Below are 26,451 nucleotides of genomic sequence, written 5' to 3'. Positions count from 1 at the left end.
CGGGACCGGAGCAGAAACGGCATGGCCGGCAGGGAAGTCAGCGAATAGCCGGGATCGAGCGATCCAGCGGACCGAAGCGCGGCCGAAACCTGCCGCCCTGCGCCGCCGGAAGTTGTTGCCCTGAGCGGTTACGGCACGAAGTTCGGGACGACGCCCACGGAATGGAGCACTTGCGCATATCGGGTCCGCCACCCCTGCGCCTCGACTGCAAGATAGCCGAAGGGCGTTGTCGTTGGATGCTGGATCGCATGGGCGAGAGGACCATTCGGGTACAGCAGGGCCTTCAAGCCATACTCCCAGCTCCCGAATACCGGCACCGCCCCTGTACCGTTCTTTGTCAGTATCTGCAGAGCAGCTGGGCCGAGCGGTCACCGTCAGCTAACGTGCGTCCCACGATAAAGAAGTTGTCGAATATGGTCTGCGGCTGCCGATCTCCGTCAAGTGCGAACATGACGCCGCATTTGTCTGGCCGCATATCGTCCGACAAATCCTTTTCCACCCGCCACACGCAGTACCAGCCGCGGCAGACCGATAGCCTGACGTCATAGATGCCGCAGCTGTGGCCCGTGCAATGCTGGCACAGCACGTCAGCGGGCTTCGTCAGTTGAGGCTCTTGAATCTCCAGCCACTTGCAACATGCGACGCAGTCACCGCACTCGCGTCCTTGAACTAACGCCATAGGCCCCCCGCCAACCAAGTTGCGTTCTGTGTCGCAGTGCGCAGTCAAGCACGCGTTGGATTGGGGCGTAAGTCACCGACGCCGGCAGCCATGTCAAGCCGCCGGGGTGCCTGGTGCAGGGATGCGCCCTAGAACCCGCCGGCCTTCTGGTCTCCGCCGACGGCCTCTCCGGCCCGCGACCGGCGCAGGCTGTTGACGAGCTGGCCCGGGCGATCCTCGCGGTTCGGCTTGGCGGTCGCCAGCCGCAGCACGGCGCGATAGTTGGGCTGCGTTTCCATCCGCCCGGCCATGGGGCTGCGTGACAGGATCTCGTGCACGCGCGGCAGGTTGTAGCAGGGGATGTAGAACAGCAGGTGATGCTCAAGATGGTAGTTCACATAATACGGCGCGATGAACAGCCGCTCGAGAAAGTTGGCGTGCGTGGTGCGGGTGTTGCGCAGGGGGTCGTGGCTATCGGGCACCACCGCATGTTCGGCGATGTTGCGAATGCGGGTAATCACCATCATCCAGGTGAACAGCGGCACCAGCCACAGCAGCGGATAGGCCCACCATACGCCGGCCGCGACACATCCTGCGAACATGATCGCATTGACCGCGCATTGCGGGCCGAGCTTTTCCCAGAACTGTGCGGCGCGCCGTGACAGCGGCCATTCAGAAGGCCCGAGCGCATTGAGCAATTGCGCCTTGCGCTGCTGGTAGCCGGTCTGGCCCGAAATATCGCGCCAGAATTTGCGGCGATAGCTCAGCCTGGTGATCGGGAACGGCGCCGACAGGATGAGGTCGGGATCGTCCTCCTGTTGGGTGCGCGCATGATGCTGCAGATGATAGCGGCGATAGGCCCGCGTCTCCGCAAACACCGGATAGGCGCAGAACCACTGGCTCAGGAACAGGTTGGTCTTCTCATCCGGCGACAGGCAGCCATGGGCGCCGTCATGCATGAGGATCGCGAGCCCCAGCTGGCGCGAGCCGATAATGCCGACGGCAAGCAGGTAGGTGATCGGGTTGGGCCACCATGCCACCAGCGCAATGGCAGCAATGATCAGCGCCCAGGCATGCGCGATCAGCGCGACGCCCTTCCAGGTAAAGCGCTCGCGCACCGCAACCAGTTCGTCTTCGCTGAGGAAATCGCGCGCACGCATGCGAAGTGCTGTCATGTCTCGTTCTCCCCTTCGGATGTTTCTTCGGTGACGCCGCTGCCGACGAGGCGCAGGGCGTTGCCGGCAGCCTTCGTGGTGGCCTGATCGCCCAGCACGCGCAGCATTTCCGCGGCCATTTCCTCCGATGATCGGCCCATGGCAAATCCTTCGACCATCACGCCGATGGCGAGCGCCCAGAAGCGCCGCGAGGATGCATCGGGATCGCGTAAGGAGCGCCAGCCATGCCGCTCGATTTGCTCGGCATAGGCGCGCATGCCCTCGGCATGCAGCCGCTCGATGGTGCGCTCGACCAGCGGGGCCAGATCCGGGCGCCGCCGGGTCAGTGCCAGCGCTTCCGCAAAGAAAGCGACCGAGTCGGTCGCGGTCACCGTTTCCACCAGCGCGCGGGTGTAATCGCGCGGCGTCTCCGTCCGCAGCGCCGCCTGCTCGGTGGCGCGCGCGACATACAGCATGTCGCGACAGGCGGCCTCGACGAACAGCGCCTCCTTGGTGCGGAAGTAATAGGTGATCTGGCTCGGGAAAGCGTCTGCGGCGGCAGCGATATCCGAGATCGAGGTTCCGGCAAGGCCCCTCGCCTTGAACAATCGGCTCGCGCCGTCGAGCAGCAGCGAACGCATCCTGCGCCCGGCCGTGCGCGTGGCACGCGCGGCATGCTTGGGATCGCCGGCCAGAGGCTCGGCTGTGGTCTCGGTCCGCTTCGGGGCCATTGTTTCCTACCTCGGATAATTGTATGTCATACAAACAAGTATTGCAAGGGGTATTCGCCTCCCGGCGCGGGGCCTGAGGCGGTACTGTGCATGGGGTTGTTTTCCGGTTTTTGAGAATGGGAACCCAAAGTGCCTCCAGGGCCCCTTTCCCTTGCCATCCCGGCCAAAATCCTTATAAGGCGCGCATCCGTGGATCCCGGCCGGGAGCTGAACGGACGGTCTCAGCAATCTCTCCTTTCAGGTGAATTGGTGTGGCAGGGCCAGTCGGTCCGTCGTCCCGTGTTCCCGCCTTCTTGAGCTACTCCAGAGTCCTTTCCGAAGGTCTCGAAGGGCTTGACGCCGGGAGCCGCGCCAACACCAGGAAAGGATCTCCATGCCTCTCTATGAGCATGTCTTTCTCGCGCGTCAGGACGCGAGCACCCAGCAGGTGGAAGAACTGACGGCCCAGATGACCGGCGTTGTCGAACAGGCCGGCGGCAAGGTCACCAAGACCGAGAACTGGGGCGTACGCTCCCTCACCTACCGCATGAACAAGAACCGCAAGGCGCACTTCGTGCTGCTCAACATCGACGCGCCGTCTTCGGCGATCGCCGAGATCGAGCGCCAGGAGCGCATCAGCGAAGACGTGATCCGCTATCTCAGCGTCCGCGTCGAGGAACACGAGGAAGGCCCGTCGGCGATGATGCGCAAGGCCGACCGCGACCGCGAGCGTGACGACCGCGGCGGCGGCTTCCGCGAAGGCGGTTTCCGCGGTGACCGCGAGGGCGGTTTCCGTGGCGATCGTGGCGACCGCGGCCCGCGCCGCCCCCGCGAAGATGCTGAAACGACGACGGACGAGGAGTAAGAATCATGGCCGAAGCCGGTGCACGCCGTCCGTTTTTCCGCCGTCGCAAGAGCTGCCCGTTCACGGGCACCAACGCGCCGAAGATCGACTACAAGGATTCCAAGCTGCTGATGCGTTACGTCTCCGAGCGCGGCAAGATCGTGCCGAGCCGCATCACGGCGGTATCCGCCAAGAAGCAGCGCGAGCTCGCGCGCGCCATCAAGCGCTCGCGTTTCCTCGGCCTGCTGCCCTACGTCATTCGCTAACACCTTCTATCCCCGCGGCGTCCGCGCCGCGGGGTTTTCTCATAAGGCTTCCGGGTCGTCCGGTCGCCGATGGTTGGGGCAGCGATGCCTCTAACCGCTCGAAAGGAGCGGGACACCCGATGATCGCGATTGTTCTGGTTGCCATTGCCTCCGGCGCCGCCTCGGCGCTGATGTTCGCCTCGATCATTTCGGGCGCGCTGATCTCGCTCGTGCTGTTCAATCTGGCGCCGCTGCCGCTGATGGTGGCTGCGATCGGCTGGGGTCCGCTGACCGCGGCGATCGGCGGCGTCGCCGCTGCAACCGTGTTCGGATTGCTGTTCGGCATGCCGTTCGCCATCGCCTATGCCACGACAGCCGCGGTGCCTGCCTGGTGGCTCGGCCATCTCGCCTTGCTGGGACGACCGGTGCCGACCGCCGCATCGGAGGGCAATGGCGCAACGCCGCCGGCAAACACCATGGAATGGTACCCGAGCGGCCGGCTGCTGCTGTGGATCGCCGTCATTGCCGCAGTGCTCGCCTTCGTGACGCTGTTGACCATCGGCACCGATTCCGAGGCCATCGCGGCGGCGATGAAGCGGGCCTTTGGCCGGATGGTCCGCCTGTTTGCGCTGCGCGGCGTCACGATCGACGAGGGCGTCATCGATGCCATGGCCGCAATTGCGCCTGCCGGCATCCCCAGCGGACCGATCATCATCCTGACGATCAATCTGTGGCTCGCGGGCAAGATCGCCGTGACATCGGGCCGGCTCAACCGCCCCTGGCCCGACCTGAAGGCCACGGCGCTGCCGCCGATGACGCTGGTCGCGCTTTGCGTGGCGATTGCGTTTTGCTTCACCGGCGGATTGCTCGCCGTGCTCGCAAAGGTCGTCGCCGGCGCGCTGCTGACGGCATACGCTCTCACCGGCCTTGCGGTGCTGCATACCCTGACCCTGGCCTCGAGCAACCGCACGATCTGGCTGGTCTTCAGCTACGCCGTCATGATCGTGCTGTTCTGGCCGGTGCTGGCGATGACCGTGCTCGGTCTTGCCGACGCCGTCTTCGGATTCCGCGAGCGCTTCATGCGGACGCGGCCGCCGCCTTTGCCCGCGGCATAGAGTTTCACCAACCCAAATTATCGATCATACAAAGGAGAACGAAAATGGAAGTCATTCTGCTGGAACGCGTGGCCAAGCTCGGCCAGATGGGCGAAGTCGTCAAAGTGCGCGACGGCTTTGCCCGCAATTTCCTGCTCAAGCGCGGCAAGGCGCTGCGCGCCACCGCCGAAAACCGCGCCAAGTATGACGGCATGAAAGCCGAGCTCGAGGCCAACAACATCAAGGCCAAGGGCGAAGCCAGCAAGGTTGCCGAGAAGATCAACGGCAAGGAGATCATCATCATCCGACAGGCGGCCGAATCCGGCCAGCTGTTCGGTTCGGTCTCGGTGCGTGACATCGTGGATAGCCTCGCCGCCGACGGCATCACGGTTTCCCGCCCGCAGGTCTGGCTGGATTCCCCGATCAAGGTGATCGGCCAGAAGAAGGTGACGATCGCCGTGCATCCCGAGGTCGAGACCAGCATCTCGGTGACGGTTGCGCGCAGCGCCGACGAGGCCGAGCGCATCAAGCGCGGCGAGGACATCTCGACCCGCCAGGAAGATCAGGACGCGGCTGCCGAGGCGATCGCCGCTGCCGGCGAGTTCTTCGATCCGGAGGCGCAGCACGAAGAGGAGCCTGCTGCCGCCCCCGCCGAGAAGGCCGAGAAGTAAGCCCAGCTGTTTGCTACCCCGGGCCCGGCCGCCTCAGGCGGCCGGGCTTGGCATTTTCGGGGACGTCTTCTCGTCGAGCATCGCGATCGAGGCCAGTGCCGTTGCGGTGTGCTTCTCGACGCCGCCGCTGACGCAGAACACGTCCGCGGCAACGACGGCGACCTGCCGCCCGGGCTTGATGACGCGGGCACGGCAGATCAGGCGCTCGCCGACCGCGGGCGACAGCAAGTTCAGCTTGTACTCCGCCGTCAGCGCCGACTGGCCGCGCGAGGCCGCCGCCGCAATCGTCGTCGCATTGTCGACCAGGAACGCGGTGACGCCGCCGTGGAATAGCCCGTTCTGCTGCAACAGCTCCGGGCGGCGCCCCACTTCGAGCGTGCAGGTTCCGCGCGCGAGCTCCGACAGCTCGGCGCCGACATGCGCCATGAATCCCTGGCGGCCGACGCTGTCGCGGATGCGCGTCGCGATAGGGGTGAAATCGGTGTCCTGTTGCGGCGTCATTTCTTTTCTCCGTTTCTGTCTGACGTGACCAGCGCGCGAATGGCGCAGGCGATCAGGGTGTCGGCCTGTGCGCGCGGGTCGGAGCGGTCGCGGCCGGACAGCCAGGCGCGGCAAAACACCTGCGCCGGCCCCACGATCTGGCTAAAGAAGACGGTCGCGCTCATCGGAAACAATTCGCCGCGCGCGATCAGGGGGCTGCGCCAGCGCTCGACACCTTCCGCCAGCCGCGAATTCTCGCCGCGCTGGGCATCGCGCAACTCCTCGCTCCATTCGGCGCGGGAAATCTCGAACAGGAAGCGCGCCTCGCGGCGGTTGTTCACGACCCAGTCGAGATGGGCGCGGATCAGCCGCGCGATGCCCTCGCTTGCGCCGGCGCCCGGATCGAGCGCGCTCACCACGCTCGCGTGGTAGCGCTGCAGGATTTCCAGGAACAGCGTGCCGGCGAGTTCCTTCTTCGAGCCGAAGAAGTGGAAGAAGCTGCCATTGGAGGCACGCGCGAGATTGCGGATCGCGGCCACCGTCGCGCCCTCGAAGCCGTCGCGGTCGAACACGGTGAGGCCCGCGGCCAGCAGGTCGTCCCGGGCAGTCGTGGTCATGAATCCTTCCGGCAATGAGACTGTGGATCAACACTCTAGAGTGATACTCTAGTGGAGGTCAAGCGGATGCTCCGGGAGCAATGGGCAGAATTGTCTACTGGGAAATCGGGACGGCCGGCGGCCCGGCCTTAGGCACGGGCGGCAACGCGGGAGCTGCGGCCACTGCGGGCGCCTTCATCATCTCGATAAGTGCCTTGGGCAGCTCGCTGCCAGGCGTGGGGGGCGCATCAAGCGCCTGCACCGGCGGCGTGGACGAGCCAGGCGGCGCCGCAGCCGTCATCGCCGGCGCCGGTGTAACGGCCGGAACCGGATCGGGCCGTGTGGTGGCCCGCTCCCCGGTATTCTCCCTGGCCGGCTCGACCTTGGCGGACTCCGTCCTGGGCTCCGCAGGCTTGGCGCCTTCGTCGCTCCGGGCGGTCTCCTTCGCAGGCTCGGCAGCAGGCTCCGTCCGCGCCGGCTCTTCGGGCCGGCCCTTCTTGCCCTTGTCCTTGTCTTTCTTGCCCTTGTCCGTCGCCGCATGAGCGGGCACGTCGGGGCGCATCACGTCCGTCGCTTCGCCGGGCCGCGGCAGTCGCTGCTTGGCGCCCTGGTCCGCCGGCGCCCGCGCTTCCTTGGTTCCGTCTTTCCCGCCGTCCTTCTGCTTGGCCTCCTTGCCGTCCTTGGCCTGGAAGCGCGTATCCGCCGCACCGTTCGAGACGAGATAGGAGGACAGCACCGAGGCCATGTCGCTGCTGGTGGTGTAATGCTGGCGCAGGAAGCTCGGCAGCGAGGAGGCCGGCACGCTGCGCAACAGGCCGCGCGGCGACTTGTGACAGGCGTTGCAAGTGCCCGCGAAAATCTGCGCGGGCGTCTTGCCGGCCTCGAGGTTCTCGACCGCGTGCACCGCCACCGCCGTGAGACAGCCGATCAGAAGCGTCACCGTCGCCAGCCTGAGCGCTCGGCTCAACATCCTCAGTCCTTCTCCGTACAACAGCAATCGCGCCCGATGTCGTAAGCCAACACGGGCGGGGCGGTCACCTTTTATCCGATTATGGCGCGAATGGAAGCAGGCTTGTGACGCATCTGCGTGAAGTCGCCCGGCCCAAATATCTGCTTTGACTACAACGCAGTATCAAGACCGCTTGACAGTAATTCTCAGCAAGAACCACGAAAAGATCCGAACCCGTTCTGGCTCAGTTCCGCAGGCTAAAGGGCGATGTGAAGCGCATCTGCGCCGGCAGCGCGAGTTGGGCGCGCAGGGCTGCGAGCCTCCGGCCATCGCAGGCTTCGGGACGCGGCGGCGGTTGCGAAACCTGCTCCATGGCATCGACCAGCGCCGACAGCCACAGCCGCTCGCCATGGCCTCCGCGCCGGAAGGAAACCTGAAACTTCTGGCCCATTTTGCCTGACCCTGTCCCGGCGCCCGCTTGACCAATTCCGGTGCCGAAAAACCGTTCCCGCCGACCTAACGCCAAAGAAAACCCACCCGGTGTGACCTGCTTCACAAAGGGATTCCACGTCCGGGGCTAAACGTCCGATATGGCCCAGAGAACGTGTGAACCCTTGATCGATCTCGATCCGCAGCGCGACCTAGGAACCGACTACATCCTGATCGCGACCGGGGTGGGTGCCGCGCTGATCGCGCTGGTCTACCTGCTCCTGACCTGACAGAAGCGGAACGACCTGCCCAAACGCGCCCTCACCCTTGGTTGGGTGTTTCGGGGAAGCGCAAAGGTTCAGCCTGCCTGACGGAAATCCAGCGGCATCCACCGAATGCGGCCCGTCGCAGACCGAATTTCCGTGAAAACCCGTCAAGCACGGCGCGGTATGGCGGCCCGACTAATCCACAATTGTGATGAGCGGTTGATAGACGCGAGCTTTTGCTTCCGCTTTGCGCCCAACAGGCGCTTTATCGCCGCCCGCTCCCCGCGAAAATCCTCTGAACGAACGCAATCAAAGCTTTATCAAGAACGTCATGGCCTTGACTGATTCGAACGTCCTCAAGCTCGCGCCCGATGCGGCCACTCCGGCCTACCGGAGCGCCCCGCACAATATCGAGGCGGAGCAGAGCCTGTTGGGCGCGATCCTGGTCAACAACGATGCCTTCTACCGCGTCTCGGACTTTCTCGAGCCGAAGCACTACTTTGAGCCGCTGCATCAAACTATTTTCGAAACCGCGAGCAGCCTGATCCGGATGGGCAAGGTCGCAACGCCTGTGACCTTGAAGACCTTCCTGCCGGCCGATACCGACATCGGCGGCATGACGATCGGCCAATATCTCGCGCGTCTGGCGGCCGAGGCGACCACCATCATCAACGCCCAGGATTACGGGCGCACCATCTACGAGCTCTCGCTGCGCCGCGACCTGATCCGGATCGGCGAGGACATGGTCAACGTCGCCTATGACGCCCCGGTCGACTTCGCCCCGCGCGCCCAGATCGAGGACGCCGAGCGGCAGCTCTATGAGCTCGCCGAGTCCGGCCGTTACGACGGCGGCTTCCAGCGCTTCTCGCAGGCGCTGACCGTTGCCGTGGACATGGCCGCCAAGGCGTTCCAGCGCGACGGCAAGCTGTCGGGCATCGCCACGGGCCTGCGCGACCTCGACACCAAGATGGGCGGCCTGCAGTCATCCGACCTGATCATCGTTGCCGGCCGCCCCGGCATGGGCAAGACGTCGCTCGCCACCAACATCGCCTACAACGTCGCCAGGGCCTATGTACCCGAGGTGCAGGCTGACGGCACGACCAAAGCGGCCAATGGCGGCGTGGTCGGCTTCTTCTCCTGCGAAATGTCGGCCGAGCAGCTTGCCACCCGTATCATCGCCGAGCGCACCGGCATCCCCTCGAGCTCGATCCGCCGCGGCGGCATCAGCGAGGCCGATTTCGAGAAGATCCGCGACTATTCGATCGAGCTGCAGTCCCTGCCCTTCTACGTCGACGAGACCGGCGGCCTTTCGATTTCCCAGCTGATGGCGCGCGCGCGCCGGCTGAAGCGGCAAAAGGGCCTCGACCTGATCGTGGTCGACTACATCCAGCTGCTGACGGGCTCGGGCAAGCGCGGCAATGACAACCGCGTCCAGGAAGTCACCGAGATCACCACCAGCCTGAAGGCGCTGGCCAAGGAACTCAACGTTCCCGTGATTGCGCTGTCGCAGCTGTCGCGCCAGGTCGAAAGCCGCGACGACAAGCGCCCGCAGCTGTCGGATCTGCGCGAATCCGGCTCGATCGAGCAGGACGCCGACGTCGTGATGTTCGTGTTCCGCGAGGAATACTATCTGGCCAACAAGGAACCGCGTGCGGGCACGCCGGAATACGAGAAGTGGCAGCTCGACATGTCGCTGGTGCACGGCAAGGCCGAAGTCATCATCGGCAAGCAGCGTCACGGCCCGACCGGCACGGTCGAGCTGCAGTTCGATGCCGCCGTCACCCGCTTCGGCGATCTGTCGCCCGAAAATGCGCTGCCGGATCGCGGCTATTGACCGCTGCCATCCGTAGCGGCCGCGGTTGAACCGCTGCGCCTCGCCGCCTAAAATGCGGCATGAACATCGCCTCCGATCCAAAATCCCTGCTCTCGGCCGAGGCCAATCTCGCCGCGGCGCATGCCACCGCGACCGGCATCCTCACCGTCGATCTCGACGCCATCGTCGCCAACTGGCGCAAGCTGGAGAAGAACGCGGTTCCGGCCGAATGCGCCGGCGTGGTCAAGGCCAACGCCTATGGCTGCGGCGCCGAACAGGTCGCACGCGCGCTGGCCAATGCCGGCTGCAAGACCTTTTTCGTAGCGACAATCGACGAGGCGAAAGTCGTCCGCAGCGCCGTGCCAGCCTCGGCTGCCATCTACGTGCTGGACGGCTATTTCCAGAATTCCGGCGAGGCCTACGCCAGGATCGACTGCCGGCCCGTGATCGGCGATCTCAACGAACTCGCCGAGTGGGACGTGTTCTGCCGACGCGCGGGGTGGAACGGCGGCGCCGCCATCCATATCGACACCGGCATGAACCGGCTGGGACTGACGATCGCCGAGGCGCAGGCCATCATCCCCCGCATCAATGCCGGCGATCACGGCATCACGCTTGTGATGAGCCACCTCGCTTCCGCCGAACTGCTCAACAATCCCGCCAATGCCAGGCAGCTCGCGGCGTTCCGCGAGATTGCCAGCGAGTTCTCGGGCGTGCCGGCCGCGCTGGCCAACTCGTCCGGCATCTTCCTCGGTCCACAATTCCAGTTCGACCTCGTCCGCCCCGGCGCCGCCCTCTATGGTGTCAACCCGACGCCGGAGGCCGACAATCCCATGCAGGCCGTCGTCGAGCTGAAGGCGCGCATCGTGCAGATCCGCAATGTCGAGCGCGGCGAGACCGTCGGCTACGGCGGCACCTGGACGGCGCGGCGGCCAACGCGGCTGGCGATCGTCGCCGCCGGCTATGCCGACGGCTATTTCCGCGCGGCAAGCGCCAATGACGGCTCACGCGGCGCCGAGGTGGTGGTGGCAGGCAAGCGCTGCCCGATCGCCGGCCGCATCTCCATGGATCTGATGGCGGTCGACGTCACCGATCTCGACAAGAACGCTGCCCGCCGCGGCCACCTGGTGACGCTGATCGGCGAAGGCATCACCGTCGACGAGCTCGCGCACCATTTCGGTACCATCGGCTATGAGGTGCTGACCAGCCTCGGCCGCCGCTTCGCCCGCGTCTACAAGGGCGGCGAAGCCAGGGTGGAGCTGTCCGCGCCGGCGACCGGGGAAATTCCAGCGGCCGCAGCCTCTGCGCCAGTCGCGGCGACACCGCCGCCGGTGCCTGCGGAGGCCGCGCCTGCCGCCGCAACGCCGCCGCCGGTGCCCCCGGAGACCGCGTCCACCGACAAGGCATGAAGGTCGCCACCTTCAACATCAACAATGTGAACAGGCGCCTGCCCAATCTGCTGCGCTGGCTGCGCGCGGCAAAGCCCGATGTCGTTGCGCTGCAGGAATTGAAGGCGACCGACGCCGAATTTCCGATCTCCGCGATTGAGAAAGCGGGCTATGGCGCCGTGTGGCGCGGACAGAAGACCTGGAACGGCGTCGCCATTCTCGCCCGCAATGCCGAGCCGATCCTGATCCGCTCCGCCCTGCCCGGCGACCCCGGCGATCGCGAGGCCCGCTACATCGAGGCCGCCGTGCGCGGCATCGTCGTGACCAGCATCTATCTGCCGAACGGCAATCCGCAGCCCGGACCGAAATTCGACACCAAGCTCGCCTGGTTCAAACGCCTGCGCGCGCACGCAGCAAAGTTCATCAAGCAGGACATCCCGGTCGTGCTGGCCGGCGACTACAACGTGGCGCCAACCCCGTTCGACATCTATCCGACGCGCTCCTGGGACAAGGACGCGCTGATCCAGCCGAAGAGCCGCGCCGCCTTCGCGGCACTGATCGATCAGGGCTGGACGGATGCGATCCGCGAGCTGCACCCGAAACAGCCGATGTACACCTTCTGGGACTACATGCGGAACCGCTGGCCGCGCGATGCCGGATTGCGGCTCGATCATCTCCTGCTCAGCCCGGCGCTGAAGCCCCGCCTGCAAAGAGCCGGCGTCGATCGCAAGGTCCGCGGCGAGGAAGGCGCCAGCGACCACGCCCCGGCATGGCTGGTGTTGAGGTAGAGTACCGACCCTCATGGTGAGGAGCGCGTCTTCGCGCGTCTCGAACCATGAGGCCACAGGCGGGCCTGCATCCTTCGAGACGCGTCCTGATGGCCGCTCCTCAGGATGAGGTTCACCACAGATTTTTACCGTCGACCACGGTGACCGGCACGGCGTCGAGATCGAAATCATCGAGCAGCCGCGCATTGACGCCGATCTTCGGATTGTCGAAGTCCGGCTTGCCGGTCGACCAGTCCGGCGACTCGCCAAACGTGCCGCAGCCGCAATTGGCGCAGAAATGATGTTTCACGGTGCGCGATCGCCACAGATAGGTCGCAACATTTTCCTCCGGCGAGGTAAGGCGAAACTGCGCCGGCTTGTAGTAGGCCCACAGCGCGCCGCGCTTGGAGCAGAACGAGCAGGTGCAACGCGTGACGTCGGCCGGCGGCTCGCTCACTTCGAACTTCGTGTTGCCGCAATGGCAGCTTCCCTTCAGTGGCATCACCCGCCCCTTCCAATTGATCCGATGCTGTTGAGCACATACCCTGGCACTGCTGCCACCCTGCTGTCAGCAGTCTGCTGTTGCCCCTGATGGTGAGGAGGCGCTTGCGCCGTCTCGAACCATGAGGCCACACTGCGGCCTCACCCTTCGCCCGGCGATGCGTAGCATCGTCCGGTGACGCGCAAGGACGCGCTCCTCAGGGTGAAGGAAACTTGGGAATACGCGGTGGGATTCCTCTTCGTCCTCATCGTCGGCCTGCTCGCCGGCACCATCTCGGGCATCGTCGGCACCGGCTCGTCGATCATGCTGATGCCGGTGCTGGTCTATCAATACGGACCGAAGGAGGCGGTTCCGATCATGGCGGTCGCCGCTGTCATGGCAAACCTGTCGCGCATCCTCGCCTGGTGGCGCGAGGTGGACTGGCGCGCCTGCGCCGCCTATTCCGTGACGGGCATCCCCGCTGCCGCGCTCGGTGCGCGCACGCTGCTAGTGCTGCCCTCGCGCACCGTCGACATCGCCATCGGCCTGTTCCTGGTCGCGATGGTGCCGGTGCGGCACTGGCTCGCGCGACATCAACCCAACGCCAATCTCTGGCATCTCGCGGCCGGCGGCGCCATCATCGGTTATCTTACCGGCATCGTGGTCTCGACCGGCCCGCTCAGCGTTCCCTTGTTCCTGTTCTATGGCCTGACCAAGGGCGCCTTCCTCGCCACCGAAGCCGCGAGTTCGCTCGGGCTCTATCTAAGCAAGTCCGTTACCTTCGAGCGTTTCGGCGCGCTGACCCCGGATATCGCCATCAAGGGACTGATCGCGGGCGCGTCCCTGATGTTCGGCGCCTTCATCGCCAAGCGCTTCGTGCTCAGGCTCGAGCCCGACGTCTTCCGCCTCATCATGGATGGCATCATGATCGCGGCGGGTGTGGCGATGCTGTGGACGGCGGCGACGGTGTAAACTTTACCGATTCCGTTCGTCCAATCTGAACCAAATGCGGGGAAAGCGCGACGCAGTGATGCAGATCACTGCGGCCTGCGGTCCGCCTTCTTAGGGATCGTTACATCTCTTCGCCTATGTCCGGCCATCCCAGGGCCAGGAGCTCCACATGAACAACGGAATCATTGCCGCCGTCGTCGCCGCGGTGGCCGTCGTCGCCGCCATCGTTTTCGGCAGCTGGTACACCGTCGATCAGACCGAGCGCGGCGTGATCCTGCGCACCGGCGCGGTGATCGGCACCGCGCAACCCGGTCTCGGCTTCAAGGTGCCGCTGCTCGACACCGTCCAGAAGATCAGCGTCAAGACCATCACCTACAGCTGGGACAAGATGAATTCCTATTCCTACGACCAGCAGCCGGCCGACCTGAAGATCAGCGTCACGCTGCGCGCCGCGCCGGAAAAGGTCGGCGAGCTCTACGCCAAGTTCGGCAGGCTGGAGACCGCCGTCAACCAGGTCGTCAGCCCCGCAGTGAACCAGCAGGTCAAGATCGTGTTCGGCCGCTACACGGCGGTGAAGGCGATCCAGGAGCGCGGCCAGCTCAATGCCGCGATCAAGGACGCCATCACGGCGACCTTGCGCGACGATCCCATGATCATCGTCGAAAGCGTGCAGCTGGAGAACATCGAATTCAGCGCCAACTATCTGCACTCGATCGAGCAGCGCATGCTGGCCGAGGTCGAGGTGCAGAAGCTGCAGCAGAACGCCGAGCGCGAGAAGGTGCAGGCCCAGATCACGGTGACGCAAGCTACGGCAAAGGCCAACGCCGTCCGCGCCGAGGCCCAGGCCGCTGCCGATGCGCTGCGCCTGAACGGCGAAGCCCGCGCCACCAACATCCGCCTCGTCGGCGAGGCCGAAGCCGCCGCCATCGAGGCCCGCGCCAAAGCGCTCGGCTCCAACCCGAACCTCGTCACGCTGGTGCAGGCCGAACGCTGGAACGGCGTGCTGCCGACCACGATGGTGCCCGGCTCGGCCGTACCGTTCGTGTCGGTGAAATAGGACGCCGCATAATACCAGGCGGCGAAAGCTGCCGGAGCGGCGTAAGGGACTCGATCAGATCTCGACCTGGCTGCCGAGTTCGACGACCTGGTTGATCGGCAGCCTGAAATAGGACATCGGCGTCTGCGAGTTGCGCATCATGGCGGCGAACAGATGTTCACGCCAAAGCGCCATGCCCGGCCTGCGGGTCGGGACCAGGGTTTGCCGGCTCAGGAAATAGGTCGTCTTCATTGCATCGAAGCCGGCGGACAGTGCGGACAGCGCTGCAGGCACGTTCGGCGCCTCGCTGAAACCATAGCGGATCACGATGCGGGTCATTCCAGGCCCGATCTCCTCCTCCGACACCCGCGCCTGGGCGTCGACGCGCGGCGTCAGCGCCGTCTCGACGGTCACAAACAGGATGCGGGCGTGCAGGACGTGATTGGCCTTCAGGTTGTGCAGCAGCGCAGGCGGCACGCCCGCCGCATTCGAGGTGAGGTAGACGGCGGTCGCCGGAATCCGCGGCACGCTTGCCGTGCTCTTCTGGAGCGTTTCGACCGAGATCGCGTCCGCGGCGAGTCGCTTCGCCAACAGCTTGCGTCCGCGTTGCCAGGTCGTGAATACCATGATGAGAATGATGGCGATGCTGACGGGCAGCCAGCCTCCGTCGGTGAACTTGGTTGCGGAGGCCGCAAACAGCCCGAGATCGAGCGTCAGCAGCACGACATAGAGCGGAATGGCGAGCGCAGGACGCCAACGCCAGATCCTGAATACCACGAAGCCGATCATAAGCGTGGTCAGCACCATCGTCGCCGTCACCGCGAGCCCGAACGCGGCCGCAAGCGCGCTCGACGAACGAAAGCCGAGCACGAGCGCGATCACCGCCAGCAACAGCAGCAGGTTGACCGTCGGGGCGAACACCTGGCCGCGCGCCTCATCGGAGGTGTGGACGATGTTGAGGCGCGGCAGGTAGCCGAGTTGCACCGCCTGCTGCGTCACCGAGAACGCCCCGCTGATGATCGACTGGCTGGCGATGATTGTGGCTGCGGTCGCCAGCAACAGCAACGGGATCAATAGCGCGGGCGGCGCCATCAGATAGAAGGGTGAGCGCATCGCTTCCGGATCCGCAAGCACCAGCGCCGATTGACCCGCGTAGCATAACAGCAACGCCGGCAGTGCCAGCCAGGTCCAGGCCCTGGCGATCGCCGAGCGGCCGAAATGCCCCATGTCCGCGTAGAGCGCCTCGGCACCCGTCACCGCGAGCACGACGGTGCCGAGGGTAAGGAACGCCCCGGCCGGGTCCGCCAGCAGAAAGCGCAGCGCGTGATGCGGGCTCGCGGCTACGAGCACCGACGGATTGGCGACGAGTTGGATCGCGCCGAGCATCCCGATGGCGACAAACCAGACCGCCATCACAGGGCCGAACACGCCGCCGATGGTTGCCGTGCCGCGGCGCTGAACGGCAAACAGCGCCACCACGATCGCGAGCGTCAGGGGTATCACCAGCACATTGAAGCGTTCGTCGAGCAGTGACAGGCCTTCCACCGCCGACAGGATCGAAATCGCAGGCGTGATAACGGCATCGCCATAGAACAGGGCCGTGGCAGTCAGCGCTGCCATGGCGATCGCGGGAAAGACCGGCGAGCTGCCGGCCACGCGCTCGATGAGAGCGAGCAGGCAAAACTTCCGCCCTCGCCGCGATTGTCCGCACGCATGGTGACGAACACGTATTTGACGGTGACGACGAGGATCAGCGTCCAGATCAGCATCGACAGAACGCCCATCACGTGGAACGGATCGGTGGGCAGCCGATGATGGCCGACAAAGCTTTCGCGAAAGGCATAGAGCGGGCTGGTGCCGATGTCGCCGAACACAACGCCGCACGCCCCGAGCATCAACCTGTATTGCGGACTATGGGGCTGGGGCGACACCTTCCTGCTCATTCGCGCAGTCGTTTCAGAGACGGCCATATCACCTTCATATCATGTCCGTCCGGAGCCGCCCTGTGCTTCGCCACGGCCGCGCTATTCCTCATTGCGCAGCAGTCTTCTCTCCGGATTCCAGATTTGCAGGCCGTGCCGGTCGATGATGTAGTGATCTGGGCCCAGGGATTCGGCGGCTTCGATCGCCAATTCGAGCGATTGAAACGTCTGCATGATGTGGCCGCGGTGAGTCGTTACGTAAAACGGAGCGTGGAGATCGTGATGTCCTCTGACTCTTCCGAGAAACCTGCGCCAGAAAGCTGCTGCTCGATTTGGCATCAAGCCTTCCTCATCGCCTTGCTGCGTCGCATGCGACTGCCTCGGCGAGCGGATGGCCCAGCTGGCAAGGCTCGATCGCCCGAGAACCCATGATCGTCAAGTATATCATGATCTGGCTCGAATCGCGCCGTTGGACACCTCTCTGCGCACTGCAATTTGGCGGCTTTGGTATCCTTTACAACCCTGAGGCTCCGCCAAGACCTTGGGAATCTGCCACATGCGCAAGGGTACGATCCTCAGCATAATTGAAGCGCCTGTCCACCTCACGATCGAGAAGCTCCAATTGCTGCGACAAAGCGGCATGACGATACTTCGGCAATGTTTCGATGAGATTTTCGATCATCGCCCGCAATCTCCGCGCGATCTGGATATTGTGCGCCCCGCAATGACGGATCTCCGTAAATGCGAGATGTACGAAGTCCTCCCAGTTCGGAGTGCGGCAAACGACGCGAAGTTCGCCCGAACGGCCCACCAGTTCTTCCGTGCGCAGATTTCGTCTGCCGACACTGCGAAGCAGTCTGTGAAGCTGATCGATCGCAATCACGGCTGTGGTCGGATCGTTGATCGCAGGTGACAGGGCCTTGAGCGCAATATCAATGATGATCCTGAATGCAAAGGTTGGGTCCTGATCGAGCGTCCGCTCCGGCCCGAACGCGACCACAGATCGCAATTCCCCGTCATCCAGCGACTCTGCACCGTCGTACAATTTGAAGAGCGGCTCGTCAGTCGCGACGAAATCTCCCACCTGAGGCACCAGCTCTATTACGCCATTCGAGTGCTCTGCCAGTTTGATCAGATGGGGTAGGCTGACAGCAAGCACGATTTCCGACGCGCCCTCATGCGAGACGGTACGAACCGGCGACTTTCGCGTGTTACGGAAGCGGGCTTCCGTTCCGTTCGGGTTCAGCCCGGGATAGCTGTTGGCGATCACCGCGAGACCTGACTTGCCCACAAGCCCGACGATACTGATCGGCCGCAATAGTCGCGAAGCGTAGTCGATCAGATACAAGAATGCCCCGAAACAAATTATGGCAAGGCAGGCAGCAACGAAGACCACGAGTTGGGAAACACTTGCCTGAATCCGATTCACCGCGCTTATTGCGAACAGCAGGGTAAAAATGAAAAGCCCCGTTGTGTATCTGACCACGTTGTCACGGACCAGTATGGTAGCAATGATCCGCGGCGTCATCTGGCCGCTTGCGATTTGAAGGGCGACAAGCAACGATCCAAATGTAAAGACAACGAAGCTCAACATCGCGGTTATTATGGCGTCGAGCATTGCTTGTGCGCCGGAGACACCAAGGCCCAGGAACGCCGAGCCGAGCCGGTCGTCCAGGCTGTGCAGGATTCGCGTCGCGACCAGTTCCAATGGGATGGCGACAAATGGCACCACCCACAGGGATGATCTGAGATAATCTCGAGTATGAAACAGCTTTTTCCAGAACATGTGCTACGACGTCACCGCGCTGCGCTGCTGGATAAAAGAACAATCACCGAGACAGCAACCTTGACACAGATCAAGTTGGCGGCGAGCGAGAAGGCTGGAAGGCGATCGGACAAGATGGCCAGCAATGGGCGTCAGATGTCGTCTTCGGCAGCAGCAGACATGCTGACCACCGAGATCAAGAAACTACCATCGAATTCAAGTTTCTTCGTCGGCGCACCTCTTGCGAGCCTTCGATTCTTTTGCGGCTTCGAGGCGAATGGCGCCAGATGAGATCGACCGGCCGGTTGCGCCGCAACAATCGATCCGGATCGAAAGAGCCAGTCTTTTGGTACCGGTGCCGGCATGCATGCCGACCGACCACGACGGTGCCGGGATCGGCCGTGCCGTTTGTGTCGGCGAAACAGGGCTTGGCGATGCGAGACGGTAACGTCCGGCAAGGGTCCGGCGTCATCGCCCGATCGCATCCCACTTGAAATAACCTAGCTTCCGGGCTCATTTGATGGAGCCGATCTTCCAGCGAAGGAGTGGGTGTCGTGAGCGCAGTGGCGGAACCTGCCGTTTTCCCCCTTTCTGGCAACCCGGCGAACGGGCGGGACGGCGTCCGGCAAGACGTCCAGAGATTTGCCGAGGCGGCGCTGGCGGAGAGCAAGCGCGAAGGCTTGTGGCTGGCGGTTCGCGCGCGCTGGGTTGCACTCGCGGTGATCGCCGTGACGCTGCCAATCATGAATCCCCATTGGGATGTTCTCTATTACATCGCCTCGCTCGGCCTTTTTGCAGCGATCGGCTGGGCCCAGCTCAAGGTCGGCAAGGCCGGCGTCTCGCGGCCGGAACTGTTCTTGATGTTTTGCGACCTGGCCCTGATGACCTTCATTGCCGTGGTGCCCAATCCCTTCGCCCCCAGCGACTGGCCGATCGGAATGCAATTCCGCTTCAACAGCTTCATCTACTTCTTCGTGCTGTTGTCCACTGCCACGCTCGCCTACTCCTGGCGAACCGTCATCGCGATGGGCACCTGGACGGCGGGCCTGTGGGCGATCGGCGTCGGCTGGGCTTGGTACTTTCATGCCGACAGCTATGCCGCGCTGGCCGAACGGGTGCGTGCGGCCATAGGCTCCGACGTCAGGATGTTCGCGGCAATCGACCCCACGACGATCAACGTCACCGCGCGGTTTCAGGAAGTCGTGGTGTTCATCATCGTCGCGGTGACGCTGGCGGTGGCGGTTCGCCGTTCCAACGCGCTCCTGGTCAGCCATGCCGGGATCGAACGCGAGCGCACCAACCTGGCGCGCTACTTTTCGCCCAATGTCGTCGAGCAACTGTCGAAGAACGACGAACCGCTCAAGCAGGTCCGCACCGAGAACGTGGCGGTGCTGTTCACCGACATCGTCGGCTTCACCGCCTATGCCGACGGCCGCAACCCGGCCGAAGTGATCAGGACGTTGCGGCAGTTCCACGAGCGGATGGAGCGCGAGATCTTCCGGCACGGGGGAACGCTGGACAAATATCTCGGCGATGGATTGATGGCGACGTTCGGCACGCCCTTCGCCGGCAATTCCGACGCCGGTAATGCGCTGCGCTGCGCGCAGGCCATGCTCGACTCCGTCGACGAGCTGAACCACGAGCGAAAACCCCGCGGCGAACCGCCGATCCGCATCAGCATCGGCCTGCATTACGGTCAGGTCGTGCTCGGCGATATCGGCTTGAACCGGCTCGAATTCGCCGTGATCGGCACCACCGTGAACGCGGCAAGCCGGCTTGAATCGCTGACCCGCCAGTTCGGCTGCGCCATGATCGCCAGCGACGAACTCGTGCAGCAGGCGCGCGCGGAAGCCGGCGGCTCCAGCGCCGACTTCGCCCATCTGGTGGCGCAGCCGCCGCAGGCCATTCGCGGGCTGGAGCGGCCGCTTGGCATCTGGACCCGCGCCGGCCACGCGGCCTGATCGCGTCGAGGTGTGAGCCGCAGGCGACAGCGGGGCCTCATGGTTCGAGACGCGCTTCGCGCTCCTCACCATGAGGAATTGCCATTATAGCGGTGGAAATGTCCTGACAGAGTCGCCCCCGCGCGCTAATGACTGACGCGGTAGAATCGCACATGGCCAAATCCTCCCTCTCCTTTGTCTGCCAGAACTGCGGCGCGGCCTATAACCGCTGGCAGGGCAAGTGCGAGGCTTGCGGCGAGTGGAACACGCTGTCCGAGGAGGATAACGCAACCGCCGTGCCGGTCTCGATCCGCTCCAAGCGCAAGGGCCGGCAGTTCGCGCTGGAATCGCTCTCCGGCAAGAGCCAGGACGCACCCCGCCTGTCGTCGGGCATGGCCGAGCTCGACCGCGTCACCGGCGGCGGCTTCGTCCGCGGCTCGGTGCTTCTGGTCGGCGGCGATCCCGGCATCGGCAAATCGACGCTGCTGACGCAGGCCACCGCCATGATGGCGCGCGCCGGCCACCGCGCGGTCTACATCTCCGGCGAGGAGGCCATCGCCCAGGTGCGGCTCCGCGCCGAGCGGCTGGGGCTGGCGGATGCGCCGGTGCAGCTTGCCGCGGAGACTTCGGTTGAAGACATCGTCTCAACCCTTTCGGAGGGTGCGGTCCCCCGCCTGATCGTGATCGACTCGATCCAGACCATGTGGACCGACACGGTGGAGTCCGCACCCGGCACGGTGACGCAGGTCCGCGCCTCCGCGCAGGCGCTCATTCGCTTCGCCAAGAAGACCGGCGCGGCCATCATCCTGGTTGGCCACGTCACCAAGGACGGCCAGATCGCCGGTCCCCGCGTGGTCGAGCACATGGTCGACGCCGTGCTGTCCTTCGAGGGCGAAGGCTCGCAGCAGTTCCGCATCCTGCGCGCGGTGAAGAATCGCTTCGGCCCGACCGACGAGATCGGCGTGTTCGAGATGACGGGCCTCGGGCTCCGCGAAGTCACCAACCCCTCCGAGCTGTTCCTGTCCGAGCGCGACCTCGGCGCGCCCGGCACCGCCGTGTTTGCCGGCATCGAGGGCACCCGCCCGGTGCTGGTCGAGTTGCAGGCGCTGGTGGCCCCGACCTCGCTCGGCACCCCCCGCCGCGCCGTCGTCGGCTGGGATCCGAGCCGGCTCTCGATGGTGCTGGCGGTGCTGGAGGCCCATTGCGGCGTCAAGCTCTCCGGACATGACGTGTATCTCAACGTCGCCGGCGGCCTGCGCATCCAGGAGCCGGCTGCGGACCTCGCCGCCGCTGCTGCGCTGGTGTCGTCGCTGGTGAACGCCCAGCTGCCGACGGATGCGGTCTATTTCGGCGAGATTTCGCTCTCCGGCGTGGTCCGCCCGGTCGCCCAGACCGCCGCCCGGCTGAAGGAAGCCGCCAAACTCGGCTTCGGCCGGGCCGTGCTGCCGGAATCGGCGCGCGGCGAGGTCGCCGGCGATGCCGGGCTGACCCTCAACCCGGTCGGCGGGCTCACCACGCTGGTTGCGGAAATCGCCGCGCGCGGGGTGCCGCGGGGCAATCGCGAGGGTTCCCGGGATGCGACGGCGGTTGAGAAAAATGCCACACCGGCCCGATTCCGTAGGGAAAATGGCTAAAGCGGGCGTGACGTCACCGGCCCGCGCCGCTATACCACCCGCGCAAAAGGCGGCGGGATGACACCTCATCCGGCCTTGCGGGTTGCGGCGGTTCACCGTCAGTTAGGACGGCACTGACGCTTCCGATTCGGATGCCACGATTTACGAGCGGACCTGACCAGCCGATGCCGATTCCCTATCTCGATATCGTCCTGCTCGGCGTCATGCTGATCTCGGGCTTGCTGGCCCTCGTCCGCGGCTTCATGCGCGAAATCCTGTCGATCGCCGCCTGGGGCGCCGCCGCGCTGGTGACGCTGTACAGCTACGCAAAGCTGCTGCCGACGGCCAAGGGCTACTTCGGCAACGACACCGTCGCGCTCGCCGTCGTCGTCGCCGGCACTTTCATCGGCACCCTGATCGTCGTCTCCGTCATCACGGTCCGGATCTCCGACATGATCCTGGATTCCCGGATCGGGGCGCTGGACCGCACCTTGGGCTTCCTGTTCGGCCTCGCCCGCGGCCTCCTGATCGTCGTCGTCGCCTACGAATTCTTCATCTGGCTGGTGCCGGAAAAGCAGCGGCCGGACTGGGTCCAGCAGGCCAAGTCCCGCGCGGTGCTGGATGCCTCCGGCGAATGGCTCAAGGGCCTCTTGCCAGACGATCCCGAGAACACCATCTTAAAGAAATTCAAGAAGAATAAGCCCGAGGATGACCAGGCTGACGCCGAGCCGGCGCAGCCGGGTTCCGCCGATGGCTATAACAAGTCCGCCCGCGACAGCCTTAAAAAGCTGATCGAAAAACCGGCGGGCCGTTAACCTTTTTGAGGCCGACCTAGAGAGGCGCGATGGACGAGATGCAAACCCCTTCCGATCCCGCCGACCAACCCGGCATGGGCATCGAGCTGCAGGACGATCTCGAAGGCGACACGCTGCGTGAGGAATGCGGCGTGTTTGGCATTTATGGCCACCCCGAAGCCGCCGCCATCACCGCGCTCGGGCTGCACGCCCTCCAGCATCGCGGCCAGGAAGCCGCCGGCATCGTCTCCTACGACGGCAGCCGCTTCCATTCGGAGCGCCGCCTCGGCCTTGTCGGCGACGCCTTCTCCAAGCGTGAAGTGATCGACCGCCTGCCCGGCACTGTCGCGGTCGGCCATGTCCGCTATTCCACTACCGGGGCCACCATCCTGCGCAACGTTCAGCCGCTGTTTGCCGAGCTCAATGCCGGCGGCTTTGCGGTGGGTCATAACGGCAACCTCACCAACGGCCTGTCGCTGCGGCGCGACCTCGTGAAGAACGGCGCCATGATGCAGTCGACCACCGACACCGAGGTGATCCTGCACCTGGTCGCGCAGTCCAGGCGCAGCCACTTCATCGACCGCTTCATCGAATCGCTGCGCGCGCTGGAAGGCGCCTACTCGCTGGTCGCCCTCACCAACAAGAAGCTGATCGGCGCCCGCGATCCCCTCGGCATTCGCCCGCTGGTGCTGGGCGATCTCGACGGCCACCCGATCCTCGCTTCTGAAACCTGCGCGCTCGACATGATCGGCGCCAAATATGTCCGCGACATCGACCCCGGCGAAATCGTCGTGTTCGACGAACAAGGCGCCCACAGCCACAAGCCGTTCCCGCCGAAGCCGCCGCGGCCCTGCATCTTCGAATACATCTATTTCTCCCGGCCCGACTCCATCGTCGGCGGCCGCTCGGTCTACGATGTGCGCAAGGCCTTTGGCGCGCAGCTCGCCCGCGAAAGCCATGTCGACATCGACGTGGTGGTGCCGGTGCCGGATTCCGGCGTGCCCGCAGCCCTCGGCTACAGCCAGCATTCCGGCGTGCCGTTCGAGCTCGGCATCATCCGCAACCACTATGTCGGCCGCACCTTCATCCAGCCGACCCAGAGCGGCCGCGAGATCGGCGTGCGCATGAAGCATGCGGCGAACCGCGTCGCCATCGAGGGCAAGCGCATCCTCTTGATCGACGACTCGCTGGTGCGCGGCACAACCTCGAAGAAGATCGTGCGCATGATGCGCGAAGCCGGCGCGAAGGAAGTGCACTTCCGCCTCGCCTCGCCGCCGATCCTCTATCCCGACTATTACGGCATCGACCTGCCCGACCGCGGCGGGCTGCTGGCGGCGACGCATTCCCTCGAGGAAATGCGCGAGATCATCGGCGCCGACACGCTCGCCTTTCTGTCGATCGACGGCATGTACCGCGCCATGGGTTTTCCGGGCCGCGATCCCGCCAATCCCAAATTCTCGGACCACTGCTTCACCGGCGCCTATCCGACAGGCCTCACCGACCAGAACCAGCCCGAACCGCAGCCGCGCCAGCTGTCGCTGCTGGCCGAGGCGAGCTAGCTGCCCCGTCATTCCGGGGCGATGCGTCAGCATCGAACCCGGAATCCAGAGATTGTCTTGCGCAAGCCAACTTCGAGATTCCGGGTCTGGCCCTTCGGGCCATCCCGGAATGACGTCGTCATTTTTCGTCATGGCCGGGCTTGTCCCGGCCATCCACGTCTGTAATACGGCCCCGCACAGACGTGGATTGATCGACCGATGACAAAGCCCCTCGCCAATCGTATCGCCCTTGTGACCGGCGCCTCGCGCGGCATCGGCTATGCCACCGCGGTTGCGCTCGCCAGACGCGGCGCGCATGTCGTGGCGGTAGCGCGGACGCAAGGCGGGCTGGAAGAGCTCGACGACGAGATCAGGAAGGAAGGCGGCAGCGCCACGCTGGTGCCGCTCAGTCTCGCCGACACCGACGGCATCGCCCGCCTCGGCGCAGCCCTGCACGAACGGGGCGGCAAACTCGATATCCTCGTCGGCAATGCCGGCGTGCCGGGGCCGTCCTCGCCGCTCGGCCATATCGAGCTGAAACAATGGAACGACGCGTTCGCCATCAACGTGACCGCGAATTTCCAGCTCATCCGCTGCATGGAGCCGCTGCTGAAACGGTCCGACGCCGGCCGCGCCGTGTTCGTCACCTCGGCCGCGGCGCGCTGGGCCAACGCCTATTTTGGGCCTTACGCGGCATCCAAGGCTGCGCTCGAGACGCTGGTGCGCGCGTGGGCACATGAAACCGCGACCACGCCTCTCCGCGTCAACCTGTTCGATCCCGGACCCACGCGAACCCGCATGCACGCCACCGTGTTCCCCGGGATCGATCCGGACACGTTGGAGCCGCCGGAAAAGGTTGCTGAATTCATCGTACCGATGTGTTCGCCGGAATGGACCGAGACCGGCAAGCTCTACGACTACATGAGCCGCGCGCTGCTGAGTTTCCGGGCGCCGGTGCAGGCGTAGCGAAATTTATTTCCCGTCGTTCAGACATCGATCCCGACCGCTACGATATGCGCCTTGCAAAGCAAGCATTGCGCCACCAAGATCGCCAGCAATGCCGGATCGGATTTCGCAGGAATCCACCGGCATCAATCCATGGAGGAAAAAACATGAAAACCAGACTTGCGCGGAACTCCGCCGCGCTGATCGCGCTCGCCGGCTTCTCGCTCGCGGGCCCCGCTATTGCCCAGGACAAGAACATCAAGATCGGCGTGCTCAACGACATGTCGAGCCTCTACGCCGACATCGGCGGCCCGAACTCGGTGGCAGCGGTCAAGATGGCCGTCGAGGATTCCGGCCTCAAGGCCAAGGGCTGGAACATCGAGGTGCTGAGCGGCGATCACCAGAACAAGCCGGACATCGGCGTCAACATCGCCCGGCAGTGGCTCGATGCGGAAAAAATCGACGCCATCGCGGATACGCCGAATTCCGGCGTCGCGCTGGCCGTGAGCAATCTGGTGAAGGAAAAGAACGCGGTGCATCTCAACTCCGGTGCCGCCACTGCCGACCTCACCGGCAAGGCCTGCACACCCAACACCGTCTCCTTCACCTACGACACCTACATGCTCGCCAACGGCACCGGCAAGGCGCTGACGAAGGCCGGCGGCGACACCTGGTTCTTCCTGACCGTCGACTACGCCTTCGGTCATGCCCTTGAGCGTGACACCGCTTCCGCGGTCACTGCGGCCGGCGGCAAGGTGGTCGGCGGCGTCAAGCATCCGCTCAACACGTCGGACTTCTCCTCCTTCCTGCTGCAGGCGCAGTCCTCCAAGGCCAAGGTCATCGGCCTGTCTAACGCCGGCGGCGATACCACCAACTCGATCAAGCAGGCAGCCGAATTCGGCATCGTCGCGGGCGGCCAGAAGCTCGCCGCGCTGCTGCTCTTCATCAACGACGTGCATGCGCTCGGCCTGAAGACGGCACAGGGCCTGACCTTCACCGAATCCTTCTATTGGGATCTCAACGACAAGACCCGCGAATGGTCGAAGCGTTTCCAGAAGGTCTCGCCGAAGGGCGCCATGCCCTCGATGACGGTCGCCGGGCTCTATGCGGAGATCCTGCATTACCTGAAGGCGATGGAAGCGCTCGGCAGCAATCCGCGTGACGGCGCCAAGGTCGTCGCCAAGATGAAGGAAATCCCGACCGACGATCCCCTGTTCGGCAAGGGCCCGCTGCGCGCCGACGGCCGCCGCCTGATCCCGGCCTATCTGTTCGAGGTGAAGAAGCCCGAGGAATCGAAGGGCCCGTGGGATTACTACAAGCTGATCGCCACCATCGCGCCGGAAGACGCGGCCAAGCCGCTTTCGGCCAGCGACTGCCCGCTGGTGAAGAAGTAACGGCATAG

25 protein-coding genes and 1 pseudogene are annotated in these 26,451 nt (G+C 64.6%); 16 read left to right on the top strand and 10 right to left on the bottom strand.

Going from position 1 to position 26,451, the window contains the following annotated elements; translation table 11 throughout:
- Window positions 1–807 precede the first annotated feature (807 nt).
- Entirely contained in the window at window positions 808–1,833 is a 1,026-nt protein-coding gene (locus HZB49_RS07240; RefSeq protein WP_291609822.1) for a fatty acid desaturase family protein, read from the bottom strand.
- Entirely contained in the window at window positions 1,830–2,543 is a 714-nt protein-coding gene (locus HZB49_RS07235; protein ID WP_291609821.1) for a TetR/AcrR family transcriptional regulator C-terminal domain-containing protein, read from the bottom strand. The genes HZB49_RS07240 and HZB49_RS07235 overlap by 4 nt, the downstream gene beginning before the upstream one ends.
- Before the next feature lie 373 nt (window positions 2,544–2,916).
- Here HZB49_RS07235 and rpsF point away from each other — a divergent pair, with 373 nt between their 5' ends.
- From rpsF to rplI, 4 genes are all read left to right on the top strand, one after another.
- Entirely contained in the window at window positions 2,917–3,387 is a 471-nt protein-coding gene (gene rpsF, locus HZB49_RS07230; RefSeq protein WP_291609820.1) for a 30S ribosomal protein S6, read from the top strand.
- Between the two features lie 5 nt (window positions 3,388–3,392).
- Window positions 3,393–3,632, top strand: coding sequence for a 30S ribosomal protein S18 (gene rpsR, locus HZB49_RS07225; protein ID WP_291609819.1), 240 nt, complete (start codon window positions 3,393–3,395; stop codon window positions 3,630–3,632).
- A 119-nt stretch (window positions 3,633–3,751) separates the two neighbouring features.
- The gene (locus HZB49_RS07220; RefSeq protein WP_291609818.1) at window positions 3,752–4,726 is read left to right on the top strand and encodes a hypothetical protein; all 975 of its coding nucleotides are present in this window, start codon (window positions 3,752–3,754) and stop codon (window positions 4,724–4,726) included.
- A gap of 44 nt (window positions 4,727–4,770) precedes the next feature.
- Complete coding sequence (rplI, locus tag HZB49_RS07215) at window positions 4,771–5,376, top strand: 50S ribosomal protein L9 (protein WP_291609817.1); 606 nt, start codon at window positions 4,771–4,773, stop codon at window positions 5,374–5,376.
- 33 nt (window positions 5,377–5,409) lie between these two features.
- On the opposite strand, the gene HZB49_RS07210 is transcribed toward rplI, so the two are convergent.
- The 4 genes from HZB49_RS07210 to HZB49_RS07195 all read right to left on the bottom strand — a co-directional run bounded on the left by HZB49_RS07210 (window position 5,410) and on the right by HZB49_RS07195 (window position 7,852).
- Window positions 5,410–5,877 (bottom strand): PaaI family thioesterase, encoded by a 468-nt coding sequence (locus tag HZB49_RS07210; protein ID WP_291609816.1) that lies wholly within the window; start codon window positions 5,875–5,877, stop codon window positions 5,410–5,412.
- Window positions 5,874–6,473, bottom strand: a complete 600-nt coding sequence (locus tag HZB49_RS07205) for a TetR/AcrR family transcriptional regulator (RefSeq protein ID WP_291609815.1) — start codon at window positions 6,471–6,473, stop codon at window positions 5,874–5,876. The genes HZB49_RS07210 and HZB49_RS07205 overlap by 4 nt, the downstream gene beginning before the upstream one ends.
- 94 nt (window positions 6,474–6,567) lie before the next feature.
- Window positions 6,568–7,422 carry a hypothetical protein gene (locus HZB49_RS07200; protein WP_291609814.1) on the bottom strand — a complete coding sequence of 285 codons (855 nt, stop codon included), beginning with the start codon at window positions 7,420–7,422 and terminating at the stop codon, window positions 6,568–6,570.
- Between the two features lie 223 nt (window positions 7,423–7,645).
- Window positions 7,646–7,852 (bottom strand): transcriptional regulator, encoded by a 207-nt coding sequence (locus HZB49_RS07195; RefSeq protein ID WP_291609813.1) that lies wholly within the window; start codon window positions 7,850–7,852, stop codon window positions 7,646–7,648.
- A 575-nt stretch (window positions 7,853–8,427) separates the two neighbouring features.
- Here HZB49_RS07195 and HZB49_RS07190 point away from each other — a divergent pair.
- From HZB49_RS07190 to HZB49_RS07180, 3 genes are read left to right on the top strand one after another with little or no spacing between them, the layout of a single operon-like run.
- On the top strand, window positions 8,428–9,930 hold the full coding sequence (locus tag HZB49_RS07190) for a replicative DNA helicase (protein ID WP_291609812.1): 1,503 nt from the start codon (window positions 8,428–8,430) through the stop codon (window positions 9,928–9,930).
- Window positions 9,931–9,989: 59 nt separating this feature from the next.
- Entirely contained in the window at window positions 9,990–11,318 is a 1,329-nt protein-coding gene (gene alr / locus HZB49_RS07185; protein ID WP_291609811.1) for an alanine racemase, read from the top strand.
- Entirely contained in the window at window positions 11,315–12,085 is a 771-nt protein-coding gene (locus HZB49_RS07180) for an exodeoxyribonuclease III (RefSeq protein WP_291609810.1), read from the top strand. The genes alr and HZB49_RS07180 overlap by 4 nt, the downstream gene beginning before the upstream one ends.
- A gap of 112 nt (window positions 12,086–12,197) precedes the next feature.
- On the opposite strand, the gene HZB49_RS07175 is transcribed toward HZB49_RS07180, so the two are convergent.
- On the bottom strand, window positions 12,198–12,566 hold the full coding sequence (locus HZB49_RS07175; protein ID WP_291609809.1) for a GFA family protein: 369 nt from the start codon (window positions 12,564–12,566) through the stop codon (window positions 12,198–12,200).
- A 225-nt stretch (window positions 12,567–12,791) separates the two neighbouring features.
- Here HZB49_RS07175 and HZB49_RS07170 point away from each other — a divergent pair, with 225 nt between their 5' ends.
- Window positions 12,792–13,517, top strand: a complete 726-nt coding sequence (locus HZB49_RS07170) for a sulfite exporter TauE/SafE family protein (protein ID WP_291611125.1) — start codon at window positions 12,792–12,794, stop codon at window positions 13,515–13,517.
- Between the two features lie 148 nt (window positions 13,518–13,665).
- Window positions 13,666–14,553, top strand: a complete 888-nt coding sequence (locus tag HZB49_RS07165; RefSeq protein ID WP_291609808.1) for a prohibitin family protein — start codon at window positions 13,666–13,668, stop codon at window positions 14,551–14,553.
- Window positions 14,554–14,607: 54 nt separating this feature from the next.
- Here HZB49_RS07165 and HZB49_RS07160 read toward each other — a convergent pair.
- The 3 genes and pseudogenes from HZB49_RS07160 to HZB49_RS07150 all read right to left on the bottom strand — a co-directional run bounded on the left by HZB49_RS07160 (window position 14,608) and on the right by HZB49_RS07150 (window position 18,240).
- A pseudogene (locus HZB49_RS07160) lies at window positions 14,608–16,475 on the bottom strand (KUP/HAK/KT family potassium transporter).
- Window positions 16,476–16,556: 81 nt separating this feature from the next.
- The gene (locus HZB49_RS07155; protein WP_291609807.1) at window positions 16,557–16,793 is read right to left on the bottom strand and encodes a hypothetical protein; all 237 of its coding nucleotides are present in this window, start codon (window positions 16,791–16,793) and stop codon (window positions 16,557–16,559) included.
- Between the two features lie 175 nt (window positions 16,794–16,968).
- On the bottom strand, window positions 16,969–18,240 hold the full coding sequence (locus HZB49_RS07150) for a DUF2254 domain-containing protein (RefSeq protein ID WP_291609806.1): 1,272 nt from the start codon (window positions 18,238–18,240) through the stop codon (window positions 16,969–16,971).
- Here HZB49_RS07150 and HZB49_RS07145 point away from each other — a divergent pair.
- The 7 genes from HZB49_RS07145 to HZB49_RS07115 all read left to right on the top strand — a co-directional run bounded on the left by HZB49_RS07145 (window position 18,217) and on the right by HZB49_RS07115 (window position 26,443).
- A complete protein-coding gene (locus HZB49_RS07145; RefSeq protein WP_291609805.1) occupies window positions 18,217–18,510 on the top strand; it encodes a hypothetical protein in 294 nt (97 codons plus the stop codon). The genes HZB49_RS07150 and HZB49_RS07145 overlap by 24 nt on opposite strands.
- 263 nt (window positions 18,511–18,773) lie before the next feature.
- Window positions 18,774–20,180 (top strand): adenylate/guanylate cyclase domain-containing protein, encoded by a 1,407-nt coding sequence (locus HZB49_RS07140; protein WP_291609804.1) that lies wholly within the window; start codon window positions 18,774–18,776, stop codon window positions 20,178–20,180.
- Between the two features lie 152 nt (window positions 20,181–20,332).
- Window positions 20,333–21,793, top strand: a complete 1,461-nt coding sequence (radA, locus tag HZB49_RS07135; protein WP_291609803.1) for a DNA repair protein RadA — start codon at window positions 20,333–20,335, stop codon at window positions 21,791–21,793.
- A 164-nt stretch (window positions 21,794–21,957) separates the two neighbouring features.
- On the top strand, window positions 21,958–22,587 hold the full coding sequence (locus HZB49_RS07130) for a CvpA family protein (protein WP_291609802.1): 630 nt from the start codon (window positions 21,958–21,960) through the stop codon (window positions 22,585–22,587).
- A 29-nt stretch (window positions 22,588–22,616) separates the two neighbouring features.
- Window positions 22,617–24,125 carry an amidophosphoribosyltransferase gene (purF, locus tag HZB49_RS07125; RefSeq protein WP_291609801.1) on the top strand — a complete coding sequence of 503 codons (1,509 nt, stop codon included), beginning with the start codon at window positions 22,617–22,619 and terminating at the stop codon, window positions 24,123–24,125.
- A 198-nt stretch (window positions 24,126–24,323) separates the two neighbouring features.
- Entirely contained in the window at window positions 24,324–25,070 is a 747-nt protein-coding gene (locus tag HZB49_RS07120; protein WP_291609800.1) for an SDR family oxidoreductase, read from the top strand.
- Between the two features lie 146 nt (window positions 25,071–25,216).
- The gene (locus HZB49_RS07115; RefSeq protein ID WP_291609799.1) at window positions 25,217–26,443 is read left to right on the top strand and encodes an ABC transporter substrate-binding protein; all 1,227 of its coding nucleotides are present in this window, start codon (window positions 25,217–25,219) and stop codon (window positions 26,441–26,443) included.
- Window positions 26,444–26,451 lie beyond the last annotated feature (8 nt).

The organism is Bradyrhizobium sp. (assembly GCF_016219575.1).
Classification (GTDB): domain Bacteria; phylum Pseudomonadota; class Alphaproteobacteria; order Rhizobiales; family Xanthobacteraceae; genus Bradyrhizobium.
This window is presented reverse-complemented; position numbering and strand designations above follow the sequence as displayed.